The sequence below is a fragment of the Streptomyces sp. XY431 genome (assembly GCF_001279805.1).
GTDB lineage: Bacteria > Actinomycetota > Actinomycetes > Streptomycetales > Streptomycetaceae > Kitasatospora > Kitasatospora purpeofusca.
The window spans coordinates 1-17,296 of the sequence record NZ_LGDO01000087.1 but is presented as its reverse complement, the minus strand read 5'-3'; the positions used below and the strand labels follow the sequence as shown (position 1 = coordinate 17,296).

Genomic DNA, 17,296 nt, shown 5'->3' with positions numbered 1-17,296 from the left:
GGGTCCGCGGGGGGGTTTGCCCTTTCCGACCCCCGGGAGTTCTGCCCGGCCCATCGGCTGGGGCCCCTTTTGATTCTCATGGCGGGCCCGTGCGCCCTCGGTCGTACGGGCCCGCCGTCATGTCCGCCGCCGCGCCGGGGGCCTCGGGGGCCGGGGTCGGGGCACGGCCGCGGACCCGGCGGCGCGGTCGGATCCGGGCCGGTCGGAGGCGGTCGGGGGTGGTCCCGGGCGGGTGCGCGGAGTGGGCGGCGCGGCTCGCGGATTGCCCGATTGGGCTTGCACTCACCTACCCGGAGTGCTAATCATTGGCGTTAGCACTCACAGCTTGAGAGTGACAGCGGACCGGGTCGGTGAGGCCCCAGGGAGCGGTAGGGGAATGGACCCCCGCACACCAGGGCCGTCCGTCGCGGGCACCCCTTGGTCCGAGCAGTCGACCGTGTCCCGGAGGACCACTTCAGATGGCCAAGATCATCGCCTTTGATGAGGAAGCTCGCCGCGGCCTTGAGCGTGGCATGAACCAGCTTGCCGACGCAGTGAAGGTCACGCTCGGCCCCAAGGGCCGCAACGTCGTTCTGGAGAAGAAGTGGGGCGCCCCCACGATCACCAACGACGGTGTCTCCATCGCCAAGGAGATCGAGCTCGAGGACCCGTACGAGAAGATCGGCGCGGAGCTCGTCAAGGAGGTCGCCAAGAAGACCGACGACGTCGCGGGTGACGGCACCACCACCGCCACCGTGCTGGCCCAGGCGCTCGTTCGCGAGGGTCTGCGCAACGTCGCCGCCGGCGCCAACCCGATGGCCCTGAAGCGCGGCATCGAGAAGGCCGTCGCCGCCGTCTCCGACCAGCTCCTGGCCCAGGCCAAGGACGTGGAGACCAAGGAGCAGATCGCCTCCACCGCCTCCATCTCGGCCGCCGACACCCAGATCGGCGAGCTCATCGCCGAGGCCATGGACAAGGTCGGCAAGGAAGGCGTCATCACCGTCGAGGAGAGCAACACCTTCGGTCTCGAGCTCGAGCTCACCGAGGGCATGCGCTTCGACAAGGGCTACATCTCGGCCTACTTCGCCACCGACCTGGAGCGTATGGAGACCTCGTTCGAGGACCCCTACATCCTGATCGCCAACTCCAAGATCGGCTCGGTCAAGGACCTGCTGCCGCTGCTGGAGAAGGTCATGCAGAGCGGCAAGCCGCTCGTCATCATCGCCGAGGACGTCGAGGGCGAGGCCCTGTCGACCCTGGTCGTGAACAAGATCCGCGGCACCTTCAAGTCCGTCGCCGTCAAGGCCCCGGGCTTCGGCGACCGCCGCAAGGCCATGCTCCAGGACATCGCCATCCTCACCGGTGGCACCGTGATCTCCGAGGAGGTCGGCCTGAAGCTGGAGAACGCCGGCGTCGACCTGCTGGGCAGCGCCCGCAAGGTGGTCATCACCAAGGACGAGACCACCATCGTCGACGGTGGCGGTGACAGCGAGCAGGTCGCCGGCCGGGTGAACCAGATCCGCGCCGAGATCGAGAACAGCGACTCGGACTACGACCGCGAGAAGCTCCAGGAGCGCCTCGCCAAGCTGGCCGGCGGCGTGGCCGTCATCAAGGCCGGCGCGGCCACCGAGGTGGAGCTCAAGGAGCGCAAGCACCGCATCGAGGACGCCGTCCGCAACGCGAAGGCCGCCGTCGAGGAGGGCATCGTCGCCGGTGGTGGCGTCGCGCTGCTGCAGGCCTCGGTCGCCTTCGACAAGCTGGAGCTGGAGGGCGACGAGGCCACCGGTGCCAACATCGTCAAGGTCGCGCTGGAGGCCCCGATCAAGCAGATCGCGACCAACGCCGGCCTCGAGGGTGGCGTCGTGGTGGAGAAGGTGCGCAACCTCCCCGCCGGTCACGGTCTGAACGCCGCCACCAACGAGTACGTCGACCTGGTCGCCGCGGGCATCATCGACCCGGCCAAGGTCACCCGCTCCGCGCTGCAGAACGCCGCCTCCATCGCGGCGCTGTTCCTCACCACCGAGGCCGTCATCGCCGACAAGCCGGAGAAGGCCTCCGCGGCCGCCGGCGGCGGCATGCCGGGCGGTGACATGGACTTCTGATCCTGATCGTTTCGATCGGATCGGCAGGTCTTTCGTCCGCGAGGGCGGTTCCCCGACGGGGAGCCGCCCTCGCGGCGTTCTACGGGGCCGCTGCCCGGGGCGGTTTTCGGGAGTCGCTGCCCCGGGGTCGGTCCCCGGGGCGGGGGGTTGGTGGATTCCCGGGTTTCCGGGCGTTCTTGGGAGACTGGACGGATGGCTACGACAGACGACATCGAGACGGCGCTGCACACCGCGCGGGCGCTGATCCTGGCCGACCTGACCGCGCGGGACGCCGCCGACCCCGCCGTGGTGTCCCTGGTGGAGCAGGCCGTGACGCACCGGCGCTGGTGGCTGGAGCAGTGGCCGGACGGCGTCGAGTACGTGCTCGGCCTGGTCGCCCAGGACGTCCAGGACGCCCTGCTGGAGAGCCACGGCCGCTGGCCGCTGTGCGCGGACTGCGCGGCCGACGGCGACCCGCACGCGCTGGGCGTGGAACCGGAGCTGGGGCCGGAGCCGCACTGGGTCTGCGGCAAGCGCGGCGCCGTCGTGGCGGCGGTGGGCGGACTGTAGCCGCCGGCCCTCCCTCCTCCGTACCGCCGTCGCACCTCCGGGTGCGGCGGCGATTTTTTTGCGCCGATGGACCCGCTGGACTGTATATGCAGTCCACCGACATATATAGTCCGTCCGAGTCCTTCTTTTCGGCAATGAGTGGGGAGAACCATGTCCCAGCCCGATCCGGCCCGTCCGGTCCTCGAACTGCGCGCTGTCACCCGGACCCACGGGCACGGCGAGGCCGAGGTGCATGCCCTGCGCGGCGTCGACCTGGCCGTGCGCCCAGGCGAGTTCGTCGCCGTCATGGGGCCCTCCGGCTCCGGCAAGTCCACCCTGCTCACCCTGGCCGGCGGCCTCGACCGGCCCAGCGGCGGACAGGTGCTGGTCGAGGGCGTCGAACTGAGCGGGCTGAACCGGACCCGGCTGGCCGCCGTGCGCCGCCGCTCGGTCGGCTACGTCTTCCAGGACTACAACCTCGTCCCGGCGCTGACCGCGGCCGAGAACGTCGCCCTGCCCCGCGAACTCGACGGGGTGTCCGGCCGGACCGCCCGCCGGGAGGCCCTGGCCGCCCTGCGCGAGATGGGCATCCCCGAGCTGGCCGAGCGCTTCCCCGAGCAGCTCTCCGGCGGCCAGCAGCAGCGCGTCGCGATCGCCCGGGCCCTGGTCGGCGACCGCCGGCTGGTCCTGGCCGACGAGCCCACCGGCGCGCTCGACTCCGCCACCGGCGAGTCCGTGCTGGCCGTGCTGCGGGCCCGCTGCGACGCCGGCGCCGCGGCCATGATGGTCACCCACGACCCCCGCCACGCCGTCTGGGCCGACCGCGTGGTCGTCCTGAACGACGGCGCCGTCGTCGACGGCGGCGTCGGGCAGGCCGCGCACCCGCTGCTCACCGGTGGGAACGGGGGCCGGCGATGAAGCTCTCCGCCCTGCGCGTCGCGCTTCGCATCGCCCGCCGCGACGCCCTCAAGGCCAAGGGCCGCAGCGCCCTGGTGATCGCCATGGTCGCGCTGCCGGTGCTCGGTGTCACCGGCGCCGACATCGTCCACCAGAGCGGTTCGCTCACCCCCGCCGAGCGGGTCGAGCGGCTGATGGGCGGGGCGGACGCGCTGGTCTCCGCCCACCACCCGGGCCGCTCCGTCGAGCAGGCACCCTTCGCCGAGGACGGCGTCCTGGTGCTGCCGGAGGCCCGGAGCGACCCGGCCGCCGCCCCCGCGGCCGCCGCGGCCGCGAACTCGGCCGAGCTGCTGGGCGGGCTGCTGCCCTCCGCCTCGGTGTTGCTGCCGGTCACGCCCGGGCCCGAGGTCAGCGCCTCGACCCGGGAGGGCCTGTTCACCACCTCCACCGCCGAGGCCGATCTGACCGATCCGGTCTGGTCGGGACGGCTCGACCTGGTCGAGGGCCGGGCGCCCGCCGCGCGCAACGAGGCGGCCGTCACCCGGGCCTTCCTCGACGAGGCCGGACTGCGGCTCGGTGACTCCACCACGGTCAAGGGACTGGAGCAGACCCCGTTCCTGCTGACCGGTGTGGTCGAGCACCCCGGTGAGCTGAAGAAGGTGGAGCTGGTCGCCCGTCCCGGCCAGGTGATCTCCCCGCTGGCCGCGGCGGCCGCCGCCGCGCCGGACGCCCCGGGCGGACCGATCGCCGCGGGCCGGGACGACGGCGTCCGCACCGAGCGCTGGCTGGTCCGGCTGCCCGCCGGCGCCGGGCTCGACTGGACCGCCGTCCAGAAGCTCAACCGGTACGGCTTCACCGTGACCTCGCGGGCGGTCGCCCTCGACCCGCCGCCGACCGCCGCCGTCCCCTACAACGCCAGCCGGTGGAGCGCCCCCGACAGCGAGGCCGACACGCGGAAGGTCGTTCTGGTCACCGTGGTCGGCATGGCGCTGCTGGAGGTCACCCTGCTGGCCGGCCCGGCCTTCGCGGTCGGCGCCCGGCGCTCCCGGCGGCAGCTGGCCCTCGTCGGCGCCGCCGGCGGCCACCGGGGCCACATCCGCGCCATCGTGCTCGGCGGCGGACTGGTGCTCGGACTGGCCGGAGCCGCCCTCGGGGTGGTGCTCGGCACCGGCCTGGTCGCCGCGCTGCGGCCCTGGCTGGAAGGGGCGGGCGGCAGCCGCTTCGGACACTTCGCGATCGCACCGCTCGACCTGCTGGCGATCGCCGCCGTGGGAGTGCTGACCGCGCTCGCCGCCGCCGTGCTGCCCGCCGTGCAGGCGGCCCGCCGGGACGTGGTGGCCGGCCTCACCGGCCGCGACACCGTCAACACGCCCAGCCGTCTGCTGCCGGTCGTCGGCCTGCTGCTGGTCGGCGCCGGTACGGCGCTGGCGCTGTACGGCGCCGGGACCTACCAGAGCGGTACCGCGCCGCTGATCGGCGGGCTCAACAAGCGGGCGCTCTCGGTGCTCGCCGGTGCGGCCACCGCCGAGGTCGGCATCCTGTTCTTCACCCCGATGCTGATCGCCCTCTTCGGCCGGCTCGCCGGCCGGCTGCCGCTCGGCCCCCGGCTGGCGCTGCGCGACTCGGCCCGCCACCGCGGCCGGACCGCGCCGGCCGTGGCCGCCGTGATGGCCGCCGTCGCCGGAGCCGTCGCCGTCGGCGTCTACAGCACCGGCACCGAGGCCCAGGAGCGGGCCTCCTACCGGCCGGCGGCCCCGCTGGGCGCCGTCGTGCTCGACGCCCCCGCGGCTCCGGGCAGCCCGGAGACGGTCCGGCTGCGCCGCGCCGTCGAGCAGGCGCTGCCGAACCTGGGCACCCGCGCCGACGTCCAGGACGTGACCTACGTGTTCTGCGACAACTGCTCCAGCACGGTGCAGGCCAAGGGCGCCGGGGTGCGCCTGGAGTACGGCAACGCCGGGAGCCGGGTGCTGTCCGGCGACACGACGGTCCTGCACAACCTGTTCGGCGTGCGCGACCGGGCGGCCGAGGAAGCCCTGGCCGCGGGCCGGGCGGTGGTCTTCGACCGCGCCTTCGTGAACGACGGCCGGGCGACGCTGACGATGCAGGGCGCCGCCGGCGGACCGGTCCTGCCCGGACAGGTGCCGGGGACGGAGCGGATCGAGGTCCCCGTCGAGGCGGTCCTGGTGGAGAACCCCGACGCGGCCCGGTACGGAGCGGTGCTGATGGGCCCGGAGGCGGTGCGCAAGGCCGGACTCACGCCCAGGCCCAACGGATCGGTGTGGCGTCCCGAGGTCGCGCCCGACCGCAAGGCGCAGCAGCGCGCCGAGGCGGCCGTGGCCCAGCTCGCCCCGCACGCCCAGCTGGCGGTGGAGCGCGGCTACCAGTCGAAGGGGGACATGAACACCCTCGCGCTCGGCGGGTTCGCCGTGGTGGTGGTGCTCGGCGCCGCGGCCGTGGCCACCGGGCTGGCCGCCGCCGACTCGCGCAACGACCGGGCCACGCTGGCCGCGGTGGGTGCGCCGCCGCGGATGAACCGGATCCAGGCCGGGCTGCAGTGCACGCTGATCGCGGGCATCGGCGCGGTGCTGGGCACGGTGAGCGGATTCGTGCCCGCGCTGGGGCTGCTGCGGTCGCACGCGTCCGGGCAGATCGGCGCGCCGGCCGTGCCGTTCGCCGCGCCCTGGGGGCTCCTGCTGCTGATCACGGTGGTGCTGCCGGTGGTGGCCGGGCTGGGGGCGGCCGCCTTCAGCCGGGGCCGGCTGCCGCTGGCGCGGCGGGCGGGCTGACAGCGGGCGTCCGGGCCGTACGGTCGTGCGGCGGGCCCGCACCGGTGGTCGGCCACCGGTGCGGGCCCGCGGGCGCTGTCAGCCGGATCCGGCCGGTGCCTCAGGGCCGGCGAGCTCGGTGAGTTCCGGTCGTTCCGTGTGCTCGGTGAGGTCGGTGAGGTCGGTGAGGTCGGTGAGTTCCGTGTGCTCGGTCAGCTCGGTCAGCTCGGTGAGTTCGGCGAGCTCGGCGGCGAGGTTGGCCCGGGCGGGGCCGTCGAAGCGCCGGTGCGCGGTGGTCGTGCGGTAGAGCGCGGGCAGCGCGAGCAACTGGCGCAGCACCGCCGCCCGCCCGGCGCGGAAGTCCGGCTCGGGCACGAAGGCGTACTCCTCCCGGACGGCCGCCGCGTACGCCGCGTAGGCCTCCGGTCCGCCGCCGAGCACCGCGAGGTCGGCGTCGCACAGCACCTCGCCGTCGCGGTCGCCGGGCTCGGGGTGGTGGGTGACGGTGAGCCGGACCAGCCGGGCGACCTCCGCGACCCGGGCCGCCGGGAGCCCGCTCCCGTCGAGCGCCCGGACGGCCAGGGCGGCGCTGCGCTCCTCGTTCTCGGAGCGGTCCGGCCGGTAGACGGCGTCGTGGAACCAGGCGGCCAGCCGGACGGCGTCCGGGTCGTCGGCGTGCTCGGCGAGCGTGTCGACATGGCCCAGCACCGCGCGCAGGTGGTCGACGGTGTGGTACCGGCGCTGTGGCTCGGACCAGCGGCGCAGCAGCTCCCGCCCGGCCGGTTCGGGATCGGTGGCCGAGCCGCAGCGGCGCAGCAGGGCGGTCCAGGCGGCGAGGAGGTCCTCGGTGGCGGGGGCATCGGCTTCCGGCATGGCGCCATTCTGCTGGGTCGGGCCGGACCACCCAAAGATTCCGCTGGACATGATATGTCGACGAAAGGTATATGTAGCTCCATGACTGAACGGGCGATGCAAGAGCCGACGCTGCTCCTGCTCACCGCGCTGGCCGATGCCCCGCGGCACGGCTACGCGCTGATCCAGGAGATCGCCGCGATCTCGGACGGCCGGGTGAAGATGCGCACCGGCACCCTGTACGGCGCGCTTGACCGGTTGCTGCAGCAGGGGCTGATCGAGGTCGCGGCCGAGGAGATCGTCGACGGCCGGGCCCGGCGCACCTACGCCCTCACCGAGGGCGGGCGTGGCGCGCTGACCACCGAGGCGGAGCGGCTGAGCGCCGTCGCCGAGGAGGCCCAGCGGCGGCTGGCAGCCATCCGCGAGCCGTCCGCCCGACCGACCGCCGCCCGCCCCGTGGCCGGCGGCGGAAAACTCGCGTTCTTCAAGGTCAGGGGGTCATTCGCATGACGATCCAGTTCTTCCCGGGGACGGCGGACCCGGTGGCGTTCCGGGCCGCGCTCCGGCTCTACCCGGCCCGCTACCGGCGGGAGCGCGGCGACGAGCTGTCCGCCGTCTTCGCCGACTCCACGGCCGAGGGCGGCAAGCTCGCCACCGCGCGCGAGGCGCTCGACCTCGGGGTGTACGGGCTGCGGATGCGCACCGGTCTGACCGCCTCCTCCACCGCCGGGCGGCTGCTCGCGCTGGCGGCGCCGCTGGTCGCCGGTGCGGTCGCGGGGCTGGGGCTGACCCGGGTCCTGCACGACGCGACCGGCCGGGCCCCGGACTGGATGTGGGAAATGCCGGACCGGGCGGCGCAGGTCCCCTTCCACGCCTGGTACTACGGCGCGCTGCTGGTGCCGCTGCTGCTGGTCGGCGCGGTGCTGACCGGCCGGTGGCGGCTCGCCCGGACGGCGGCCGCCGCCCTGGCGGCCGTGGGGGCGTTGGGGGTGGCGCTGGCGGTCCTGGTCCAGCCCGACTTCTGGCTGATGTTCAACAAGTCCTGCGAGGCGACCCCGCAGCTGTTCGCCGGACTGCTGTTCGCGCTCGCGCCCCAGGAACTGCTGCAGCGGCGGCCGACCTGGAGCGACCGGGCGATGGTGCTGGCCGCGGCTGCGGGCGGCGGGCTGGTCCTGGTGGCGGAGGACTTCTACAGCTCCTGGGTGCTGATGGACGGAAAGGCGGGCGCGGCGTTGGCGGTCGTTCCGCTGCTGACGCTGCTCTTCGTGGCGCGCGACCGGCTGGTCCCGGCCGCGATGGGCCTGGCGGTGCTGCCGCTGACCCTGATGTTCAGCCTGTTCCGGATCTGGCAGTCGATCGGCGGGGTCTGGCGGCTGCTGCCGGTGGTGGGCCTGGTCCTGGTGGCGACGATGGTGGCCGCTGGGCTGCTGCACCGCGATACCGGGGCGGGAGGTCGCCGGAGCCTCGCCTGAGCGGGGACGGCCGGGGCCTCGTCGCTCCGAACGGCCGGACGACCGGGTTGTGGGCCCGGAACGTCCGGCCGTTCCGCGTTTTCCGGGGCGTGCCGTTCGGCGCTGTCCGGGGCGTGCGCGTTGTCCGGCCAAGTGGCCGCACGGGGCTCGCCGGGGCCGGGGCGATGTGGCACTCTGTCTAATATGTCTAGACCAATTTTCGAAGTCATCGCGCTGACGCCCCAGGATGCCCAGGCCGCCGAGTCGGGCGGCGCCGACCGGCTCGAACTGGTCACCGACATGGCCGCCGACGGCCTCACCCCCGGGGTGGAGGACTTCGCCAAGATCCGTGCCGCCGTCGACCTCCCGCTGCGGGTGATGCTCCGGATCCGGGACGGCTTCGCCCCCGGCGACCTGGACGCGCTGCGCGACCGCGCCGCCGCGCTCCGGGCCGAGGGCGCCGACGAGTTCGTCCTCGGCTTCCTCGACGCCGACGGCGCGGTCGACCTGGCCGCGACCGAGGCCGTCGCCGAGGCGATCGCCGGCTGCCGCTGGACCTTCCACCGGGCGATCGACCACAGCGCCGACCGGGCCGCCGTCCGGGCCGCCGTCGGCGCGCTGCCCGGGCTGGACACCTTCCTCACCTCCGGCGCGGCCGGCGGCGTGGACGCGGGGCTCGACGTCCTGCTCGCCGAGCTGGCCCGGGCCGGGGAGCCCGGCTACACCCAGCGGATCCTCATCGGCGGCGGTCTGCGGGCCGAGCACCTGCCGGGGCTGCGCGGGGCGGGCTTCGACGCCTTCCACGTCGGCGGCGCGGTGCGGGTCGACGGCTGGCAGTCGCCGGTGGACGTCGCCAAGGTCGCCGAGTGGCGGGCGCTGATCGACGGCTGAGCAGTGGCCCTACGACGGCGGGCGACGGCTGAGCGGTGGCCTTCCGACGGCTCAGCGGCAGCTCCACGACGGCGGGCGGCGACACCGGAACCGGTGCCGCTGCCCGCCGTCGCCCGTCGGGGTCAGCCCAGCTGCGCCGGCAGCGGCTCGGCGTGCAGCACCTCCAGGCCGGAGACCGCACGGGTCAGCGCCACGTACAGCCGCCGCAGCCCGGTCCGCTCGTCCGGCTCGCCCGCGACCACCGCGGCCGGCTCGTCCAGCACCACGTAGTCGTACTCCAGACCCTTCGCCAGCGAGGCCGGGACCAGGGTCAGCCGGGCCTCCGCGCTGGTCTCGGCGCCCGGGGCGAGGTGCGGCAGCCCGGCCGCCGTCAGCGCCTCGGCCAGCAGCGGCACCCGCGCGTCGGCGGCGATCAGACCGGTCGAGCCCTCCTGGCCGAGCGCCCGCCGGCAGGCCTCGACCACGGCGTCGGTCCGCTCCTCCGGTTCGACCCGGCGGACCGTCAGCGAGCCCGGGGCCGTACGGACCGAACCGGCCGGCGCCAGACCGGGGGCGATCGACGGCAGCAGCCGGGAGGCGTACGCGATGACCTCCTCCGGCACCCGGAAGCCCTTGGTCAGCTCCTCGATGTGCGCGGCCGGCTTGCCCAGGTGGTGCAGCGCCTCCGGCCAACTCGCCGTGGCCCAGGGGGTGGTGCCCTGGGCGAGGTCGCCGAGCACGGTCGCCGAGCCGGTGCTGCAGCGCCGGCCGACCGCGCGGTACTGCATCGGGGAGAGGTCCTGCGCCTCGTCCAGCACCACGTGCCCGAGCGAGGCGGTGCGCCGCACCAGGTCCATCGCCTCGTCGACCAGCACGGCGTCGGCGGCGGTCCAGCGGGCGGTCCGCACCGAGCGGCCCGGCTTGGGCCACAGCACCGCGGCCTGCTCCTCGGCGGTCAGCACGCCCTCCGCGCACCCGGCCAGGAACTCCGGGTCGGACAGCAGCCGCAGCACCAGCTTGGCCGGGTCGACCGCGGGCCAGCACTGCTTGACCGTCGCCTTCACGGCGGCGTTGCGCGCCACCGCGTCCTGCACCCGGTCGTCCGGAGCCTCGCCGGACTGCTCCATCTTCAGCAGCACGGCGTGCGCGATCCGCTGCGGCAGCGCCTCCGCGGCCGCGCCGTAGCGGGTCTCCCGGCCCTTCAACTCCTCGATGATCTCCGTCAGTTCGTGGACCGGAACGCGCCAGCGGCGGGAGCCGCGGACCACCACGCAGGGCTCGGTGGGCAGCGCGATGCCGGAGCGCACCGCCCGCCGCAGCACCTCGGCCATCCGGGCGTCGCCCTTCAGCCGGGCCGCCTCGGCGGAGTCCTCGCCGCGCACCTCGACATGCCCGACCAGCTGCTGCACGGTCGCCTGGGCGACGTCCAGCTCGCCGAGCGCGGGCAGCACCTGCTCGATGTAGGAGAGGAAGGCGTTGTTCGGACCGATCACCAGGGTGCCGGTGCGGGCCAGCCGCTCCCGGTGCGCGTACAGCAGGTACGCCACCCGGTGCAGGCCGACGGCGGTCTTCCCGGTGCCGGGCGCGCCCTGCACGCAGAGGGTGCCGGAGACGTCGGCGCGGACGATCTCGTCCTGCTCCGGCTGGATGGTGGCCACGATGTCGCGCATCGGGCCGACGCGCGGCTTCTCGATCTCGGCGGCCAGCAGGGCGGAGGCGGTGTCGCCCTCGGCCGGATCGCTGAGGTGCTCGTCCTCGTACGCGGTCAGCTCGCCGCCGGTGTAGCCGAAGCGGCGGCGGCGCTCGACGTCCAGCGGGGCGGTGCGGCTGGCCCGGTAGAACGGCTGCGAGACCGGCGCGCGCCAGTCGATCACCATCGGGTCGCCGTTGGCGTCGTGCACGTGCCGGCGCCCGATGTAGAAGCTGTCGCCGCCGGAGCCCTCGCTCAGGGCCTCGCCGATCGCGTGCAGGTAGTCGAGGCGGCCGAAGAACAGCGGGGTGTGGGAGAGGTCGGCCAGGGCGGCGATCCGGGCCTCGATCTGCTTCTGCAGCACGACGGCGGTGACCCAGGTGCCGGTCACGTCGCGGATGTCCAGGGACTGGACGTCCTCGCGCATCGCGCGCAGGGCGGACCTGGACGCGGCCAGGTGGTCCCGCTCGCGCTGCAGGGGGTCGGTGGTGGGGGTGGCGGGCACAGCGAACCTTCCCGGCTGCCCCCGGGGACCGGGCGCAGCGGATCGTAGGAGCTCACAGTGGATACAGCCGACCGGTTGCCGTGCGGTCGGCACCTCCCCCGGCTGCCCGCGCGACTACAGCGGGTACCACGGTTCGGGAGGGGGCAGACGGACTACCCTAGCCGCGTCGGCCTCGGGGATCCAGCCCTGACGGACTCGGGGCCTCCGTACTCCGCGAGGACGACCTCCGTCCCACCGGGTACGGCCTTTGGGGTGATGGCGGCGGCCGTTCGGGTGCCTACCGTGGAATGCATGAGCACATCGCAGCACCGCACCCGCACCGCCCCGTCCGGCGCCACCGCCACCACCGGCCGCCGCCGCAACCCCCTCGCCACCACCGTCCGCAACGTCGGCATCGCCCTGGACACCGCCGCGCGCGTGATCCTCCTCGGCCGCGACGGCGTCCGCTACTGAGCCCCCGGCCCCGACCGCTCCCTCCGCGTGCCGGGCCCCGCGCCGCCCGCTACAGCACGTCGTCCGCGTCGATGATGCGGTAGGCGTAGCCCTGTTCGGCGAGGAAGCGCTGGCGGTGGGCCGCGAAGTCCTGGTCGACGGTGTCCCGGGCGACCACGGAGTAGAAGTGGGCGGAGTGGCCGTCCGCCTTGGGGCGCAGGACCCGGCCCAGGCGCTGGGCCTCCTCCTGCCGGGAGCCGAAGGTCCCGGAGACCTGGATGGCGACGGTCGCCTCCGGCAGGTCGATCGAGAAGTTGGCCACCTTGGAGACGACGAGGACGCCGATCTCCTTGTTGCGGAAGGCCTCGAACAGCTTCTCGCGCTGGGCGTTGCTGGTCTCGCCCTTGATCACCGGGGCGTCCAGGACCTCGCCGAGCTCGTCCAGCTGGTCGATGTACTGGCCGATGATCAGCGTCTGGTCCTTCTCGTGCTTCTTGACCAGCGCCTCCACCACCCGGCGCTTGGTCGCCGTGGTGGCGCAGAACCGGTAGCGCTCCTCCGGCTCGGCGGTGGCGTAGGCGAGCCGCTCGGAGTCGGTCAGGGTGACCCTGACCTCGCAGCAGTCGGCGGGCGCGATGTAGCCCTGGGCCTCGATCTCCTTCCACGGCGCGTCGAAGCGCTTCGGGCCGATGAGGCTGAACACGTCGCCCTCGCGGCCGTCCTCGCGCACCAGGGTGGCGGTCAGGCCGAGCCGGCGGCGGGCCTGGAGGTCGGCGGTGAACTTGAACACCGGGGCCGGCAGCAGGTGGACCTCGTCGTAGACGACCAGGCCCCAGTTGCGCGCGTCGAACAGCTCCAGGTGGGCGTAGACGCCCTTCCGCTTGGTGGTCATCACCTGATAGGTCGCGATGGTGACCGGGCGGATCTCCTTCCTGGTGCCGCTGTACTCGCCGATCTCGTCCTCGGTCAGTGAGGTCCGCTTGACCAGCTCGTGCTTCCACTGGCGGGCCGAGACGGTGTTGGTGACCAGGATCAGCGTGGTCGACTTGGCGTGCGCCATCGCCGCCGCGCCGACCAGGGTCTTGCCGGCGCCGCAGGGCAGCACGACCACGCCCGAGCCGCCGTGCCAGAACCCCTCGACCGCCTGCGCCTGGTAGGGGCGCAGGCTCCAGCCGTCCTCGGCCAGCTCGATCGGGTGCGCCTCGCCGTCCACGTAGCCGGCGAAGTCCTCGGCGGGCCAGCCGAGCTTGAGCAGCACCTGCTTGATCTGGCCGCGCTCGGAGGGGTGCACGACCACGGTGTCCGGGTCGACCCGGTCGCCGACCAGCGGCACGATCTTCTTGGAGCGCAGCACCTCCTCCAGCACCGGGCGGTCGGTGGTGCTCAGCACCAGGCCGTGGGTGGGGTGCTTGGTCAGCCGCAGCCGCCCGTACCTGGCCATCGTGTCGGCCACGTCGACCAGCAGCGCGTGCGGCACCGGGTAGCGGGAGTACGTCACCAGGGCGTCGACGACCTGCTCGGCGTCATGGCCCGCGGCCCGCGCGTTCCACAGCCCGAGCGGCGTCACCCGGTACGTGTGCACGTGCTCCGGCGCCCGCTCCAGCTCGGCGAACGGCGCAATGGCCCGCCGGCATTCGGCGGCCTTGGGGTGGTCGATCTCCAGGAGAAGAGTTTTGTCGCTCTGGACGATGAGCGGTCCGTCGTTCACGCGGGGAAGCCCTCCACTGGCTGACAGGTCTGTCGGGTCCTGCGGCACGCCGACCCTCCAGTGTCGCGCATCCGGCCGGGTGGACGGGACCGCCCCCGGCGAGCGGCTACTTCCACTCGTAGTACGTGCCGGTGGACTTGCCGTCCGGGGCGACCTCGTACTCGAAGAGGCCGACGACGTGGTTGAGGCGGTCGAGCTGCGGTGAGGCGGTGGAGAAGAAGAGGGAGCCGCGCCAGCTGGTGCCGCCGCCCTCGGTGAAGCGGCCGAGCGCGATGCCGTGCCAGGTGACGCTCTGGCCGTCGGCCGTCATGTCGACGCCCTGGCCCTCGCCGCGCAGACCGCCGTCGGCACGCACCTCGGACTCGTAGGTGCCGAAGCCGTTGACCGCGGTGCCGTAGTAGCTGCCCTTGGACTCGAACGAGACCTCGACCACCACGTGGCCGTCCCCGGCGTCGAGGACGCGGCGGCCGGTGTCCCGGTTCTCGGTCCGGCCGATGAGATCGCCGAGCATGATGACTCCTTTCGTCACCCCCGTGATTCCGGACTACGCCGGTGGAGGCAGGGCGTCAACCGGTGGCACGGGCCGTGCGGCCGGGGACGCGGGGGGTGACCGTGGCGGGAGTGGCTCGTTGATCCCTGCATGAACAAGTCGAAGCGTGTTCTCACCGCTCTCGCCCTGGCCGGTACGGCCTTCGCCGCCACCGCCTCCTCGGCCGGCTCCGCGCACGCGGTCGCCGGTGTCGGCGAGGGGCCCGGCGGGCTGCTGGCGGCGCCCGGGTTCCTGCTCGCGGACCTGGCCGGGGCCAACTCCGTGATGCCGGTCGGGCAGGGCGACCTCGCGGCCATGGCGGACAAGGCGATGAAGCAGAAGCAGGCCGAGCAGGAGGCCCAGCAGCAGGGCCACTGAGCCCGGAGGGTCACTCGTCGAGTTCGGCGACCCCGGTGATCCGGTGCAGCGCGAAGGTGCGCAGCTCGCCGTCGTGGTGGTCGAAGGCGGTCACATAGCCGCCCTCGACCTTCACCGGGTCGATGATCCGCTGGCTGGCGAGGCCCTCCGCGTTGAGGTAGCCGATCCACATCCGCTCGCCGAGCAGGACCGCCGTCTGCAGGGTCGCCAGGGTCTCGGCGGCGGCGGTGCGCGGCAGTCGGCGCCCGGACGCGGCGGCGGGCTCCCGGCGGACGGCGGTGGCGGCCCGGTCACCGGCCCGGATCGCCTTCACGGCGGCGGCGAGCAGGGTGTCGTCCGGGGCCGGCGGGCCGTCCGGGACGGGCACCGGCGCCGCCCGGGGCGGGGTGCGGTGGCTGTCGGGGCGGGTGATCAGCACATCGCCCTCGGCGGACTCGGCGGCCGGCGCGTACCCCATCGAGCGCAGCGTGCCGAGCAGGACGTCCGGCGCGGCCTGGGCGGCCAGCACGGTCGGCGCGAGCAGCCGCAGCCGCAGGTCGGCGGAGCGGCGGTCGGCCAGGATCTCGTTCAGCAGGGACGGGTCGTCGCAGCGCAGGTAGGACGAGGCGGCGCCGACCCGCAGCAGGCCGTGCCGGCGGGCCACGTCGTCGATCAGGTAGCCGAGCGGCTGCGGGAGCGGCGTGCGGGAGTGCTGGTCCAGGAAGGCCCGCAGGTCGGCGGCGCTGCGCCCGGCGTCGAGGGCGCGCCGGACCGACTCCGGGGTGAAGCGGTAGACGGTCGCGCCGCCCTTGGACTCGATGTCGGCGCAGAGCGCGAGCGCCTGGGCGAGCGGGGTGAGCAGCGGGCCGGGCGCGATCGCGGTGAGGTCCGGCTGGAGGATCACGTGGTCCAGCGGCTGCGGCAGCAGCGGGGCGAGCACGGTGGCGGGGTCGGCCTCGGCGGTGAGCAGCGCGCGGGCGGGGGCGGCGAGGGCGCCGCGGCCGGTGATGCCGAGGAGTTCGGCCTCGGCCAGGGTCCAGTCGACCAGGTGTTCGCGCAGGTCGCGGCCGTCGGGGTCGGTCTGCCCGCCGCGCAGCGGGCGCTGCCAGCGCAGGGTGGGCACGAGATCGGCGGAGGTGGCCGCGGTGCCGGGCGGGAGTTCGGCGAGCAGGGCGAGGGCGGCGCGGCGGACGGACGGGGCGAGGGTGCGGTCCAGTTCGGGGCCGAGCGCGGCGCGCTGCTTGCCCTTGCCGTCGGCGGTGCCGGCCAGGGCCGGGACGCGGGTCGCGGCGAGCCAGGCGCGGGCGAGCACGGTCCAGCGTCCGGCGGTGTCCAGGCGCAGCCACTCGTCGTACCCGGGCGTCGGCGCCCAGTGCTCGTCGACCTCGCCGTCCGGGGCCAACAATCCCGAGGTGTAGGCGAGTTCGAGCCAGAACGCGGCGATCTGCTCGCTGCTCTCCAGGGCCTGGGCGGTGCGCTTGAGATCGCGTACCCCGAGGCCGCCGGCGCGCAGGGTGGGCGGCGGGGTGAGGCCCCAGAGCTCCAGCAGCTCCTCGACGGTCCGGACGGCGGTGTGCGCCTGCCCGGCGGCTGCGCCGTCCACCGTCCCGGGATCGCGCGGCGCGGCGGTGGGCGCGGGTTCGGGCTGGAGCGGTTCGACGGTGCGGTGCGAGCGTCCGCCGCGCAGGTGCAGGGCGAGTTCGCGGGGCAGGACGACGCTGCCCGGGCTGGTGGGCAGCAGCAGGCCCCGGGCCAGCAGCCATTCGACCGGGCTCTGGGCGTCCTGCGCGGTGACCGGGCGGGTGGCGTCCGGGACGGTGCCGGTGGGCGGTCCCCAGACCAGCCGGTCGAGCAGTCGCAGCGCGGCCTCGGGGGCGGTGGCGAGCAGGGCCTCGCAGCGGGCCCGGTCGCCGAGCAGGGTGGTGAACGCGGCGACGGCGGTGACCGGGTCGGGCGTCGCGGGCTGCCCGGCGGAGGCCAGCAGTTGCTGGAGCCGGGCGGGCGACATGCCGGTGCTCGCCTCGGCGAAGGTCGGGCCGAGGCCGGTGCGGCCGGGGTTGGCGGCGGTCGGGGCGAGCGCCTCGCGGGCGGCGATGACCAGGCGCAGACCGTTGTCGGGACCCCAGAGCAGGGCCCGGTCGCGCAGGGTGGCCAGGGCGCGGGGCAGCGCGGCGGCGACGGCGGCGCGGTCGGCGGCGCTCAGCGGGGTGGCCTCGGGGTGCGGCTTCACCTTGGCCGGTCCGGCCAGCAGGGTGCGCACGGCGGCCGGCGAGGAGGCGTCGGGGAGCGCGGCCAGGGCCTCGGCGGTCTGCAGGGTGAAGCGGTCCAGGCGCTCCAGCGCGCGCAGGGCGGAGGCGCGGGAGGAGAGCCGGGCGGTGAGCTGGGTGAGGTCGCCGGGCACGGGGTTGAGCAGGTCGGGGCGGGACCGGAGCAGGGCGACGAGGTCGTCGTCGGGCCGGGCGCGCAGCTCCTCGGCGAGGGTGCGGGCGCCCGCGAGGGACTTGGCCTGGCGCTGTGGGCCCTGCTGTGTGGTCATTCGACCTAGGTTAGTCGGGCGGTGGCTGGGCGGGAGGGCCCCGGCGACGGTGGATCCGGGGGCGTCGGCGGGTTCCGCGGGGGGCGGGCGGAGGC

The 17,296-nt window shown here is 74.6% G+C and carries 13 protein-coding genes and 1 pseudogene; 9 read left to right on the top strand and 5 right to left on the bottom strand.

The window, feature by feature from the left end; genetic code table 11:
- The first annotated feature begins 458 nt into the window (after positions 1–458).
- From groL to ADK60_RS12125, 4 genes are all read left to right on the top strand, one after another.
- On the top strand, positions 459–2,081 hold the full coding sequence (gene groL / locus ADK60_RS12140; protein WP_030393673.1) for a chaperonin GroEL: 1,623 nt from the start codon (positions 459–461) through the stop codon (positions 2,079–2,081).
- A gap of 192 nt (positions 2,082–2,273) precedes the next feature.
- A complete protein-coding gene (locus ADK60_RS12135; protein WP_053645578.1) occupies positions 2,274–2,630 on the top strand; it encodes a DUF8819 family protein in 357 nt (118 codons plus the stop codon).
- Between the two features lie 150 nt (positions 2,631–2,780).
- On the top strand, positions 2,781–3,527 hold the full coding sequence (locus tag ADK60_RS12130; RefSeq protein ID WP_045939557.1) for an ABC transporter ATP-binding protein: 747 nt from the start codon (positions 2,781–2,783) through the stop codon (positions 3,525–3,527).
- Entirely contained in the window at positions 3,524–6,292 is a 2,769-nt protein-coding gene (locus ADK60_RS12125; RefSeq protein WP_053645576.1) for an FtsX-like permease family protein, read from the top strand. The genes ADK60_RS12130 and ADK60_RS12125 overlap by 4 nt, the downstream gene beginning before the upstream one ends.
- Positions 6,293–6,502: 210 nt before the next feature.
- Here the strand turns inward: ADK60_RS12125 and ADK60_RS12120 are convergent.
- Positions 6,503–7,144 (bottom strand): annotated as a pseudogene (locus tag ADK60_RS12120) (HD domain-containing protein); the annotation flags it as partial.
- 81 nt (positions 7,145–7,225) lie between these two features.
- Here ADK60_RS12120 and ADK60_RS12115 point away from each other — a divergent pair.
- The 3 genes from ADK60_RS12115 to ADK60_RS12105 all read left to right on the top strand — a co-directional run bounded on the left by ADK60_RS12115 (position 7,226) and on the right by ADK60_RS12105 (position 9,465).
- Entirely contained in the window at positions 7,226–7,633 is a 408-nt protein-coding gene (locus ADK60_RS12115) for a PadR family transcriptional regulator (protein WP_045939559.1), read from the top strand.
- Positions 7,630–8,595: a hypothetical protein gene (locus tag ADK60_RS12110; RefSeq protein WP_053645574.1), complete on the top strand. Its 966-nt coding sequence runs from the start codon at positions 7,630–7,632 to the stop codon at positions 8,593–8,595. Before ADK60_RS12115 ends, ADK60_RS12110 begins: the two co-directional genes overlap by 4 nt.
- A 183-nt stretch (positions 8,596–8,778) precedes the next feature.
- The gene (locus ADK60_RS12105; protein WP_053645572.1) at positions 8,779–9,465 is read left to right on the top strand and encodes a copper homeostasis protein CutC; all 687 of its coding nucleotides are present in this window, start codon (positions 8,779–8,781) and stop codon (positions 9,463–9,465) included.
- Between the two features lie 122 nt (positions 9,466–9,587).
- Here ADK60_RS12105 and ADK60_RS12100 read toward each other — a convergent pair whose 3' ends face one another.
- Positions 9,588–11,639 carry a HelD family protein gene (locus ADK60_RS12100; RefSeq protein WP_053645570.1) on the bottom strand — a complete coding sequence of 684 codons (2,052 nt, stop codon included), beginning with the start codon at positions 11,637–11,639 and terminating at the stop codon, positions 9,588–9,590.
- Positions 11,640–11,930: 291 nt separating this feature from the next.
- On the opposite strand from ADK60_RS12100, the gene ADK60_RS44720 reads away from it, so the two are divergent.
- On the top strand, positions 11,931–12,092 hold the full coding sequence (locus ADK60_RS44720; RefSeq protein WP_159400403.1) for a hypothetical protein: 162 nt from the start codon (positions 11,931–11,933) through the stop codon (positions 12,090–12,092).
- A gap of 49 nt (positions 12,093–12,141) precedes the next feature.
- Here the strand turns inward: ADK60_RS44720 and ADK60_RS12095 are convergent, their stop codons facing one another.
- Both ADK60_RS12095 and ADK60_RS12090 read right to left on the bottom strand, forming a co-directional pair.
- Entirely contained in the window at positions 12,142–13,779 is a 1,638-nt protein-coding gene (locus ADK60_RS12095) for a DNA repair helicase XPB (RefSeq protein ID WP_045939563.1), read from the bottom strand.
- 106 nt (positions 13,780–13,885) lie between these two features.
- The gene (locus ADK60_RS12090; protein ID WP_045939564.1) at positions 13,886–14,290 is read right to left on the bottom strand and encodes a hypothetical protein; all 405 of its coding nucleotides are present in this window, start codon (positions 14,288–14,290) and stop codon (positions 13,886–13,888) included.
- Between the two features lie 129 nt (positions 14,291–14,419).
- On the opposite strand from ADK60_RS12090, the gene ADK60_RS12085 reads away from it, so the two are divergent.
- Complete coding sequence (locus tag ADK60_RS12085) at positions 14,420–14,686, top strand: hypothetical protein (protein ID WP_045939565.1); 267 nt, start codon at positions 14,420–14,422, stop codon at positions 14,684–14,686.
- 10 nt (positions 14,687–14,696) lie between these two features.
- Here ADK60_RS12085 and ADK60_RS12080 read toward each other — a convergent pair whose 3' ends face one another.
- Positions 14,697–17,201, bottom strand: a complete 2,505-nt coding sequence (locus tag ADK60_RS12080) for a helicase C-terminal domain-containing protein (protein WP_045939566.1) — start codon at positions 17,199–17,201, stop codon at positions 14,697–14,699.
- Positions 17,202–17,296 lie beyond the last annotated feature (95 nt).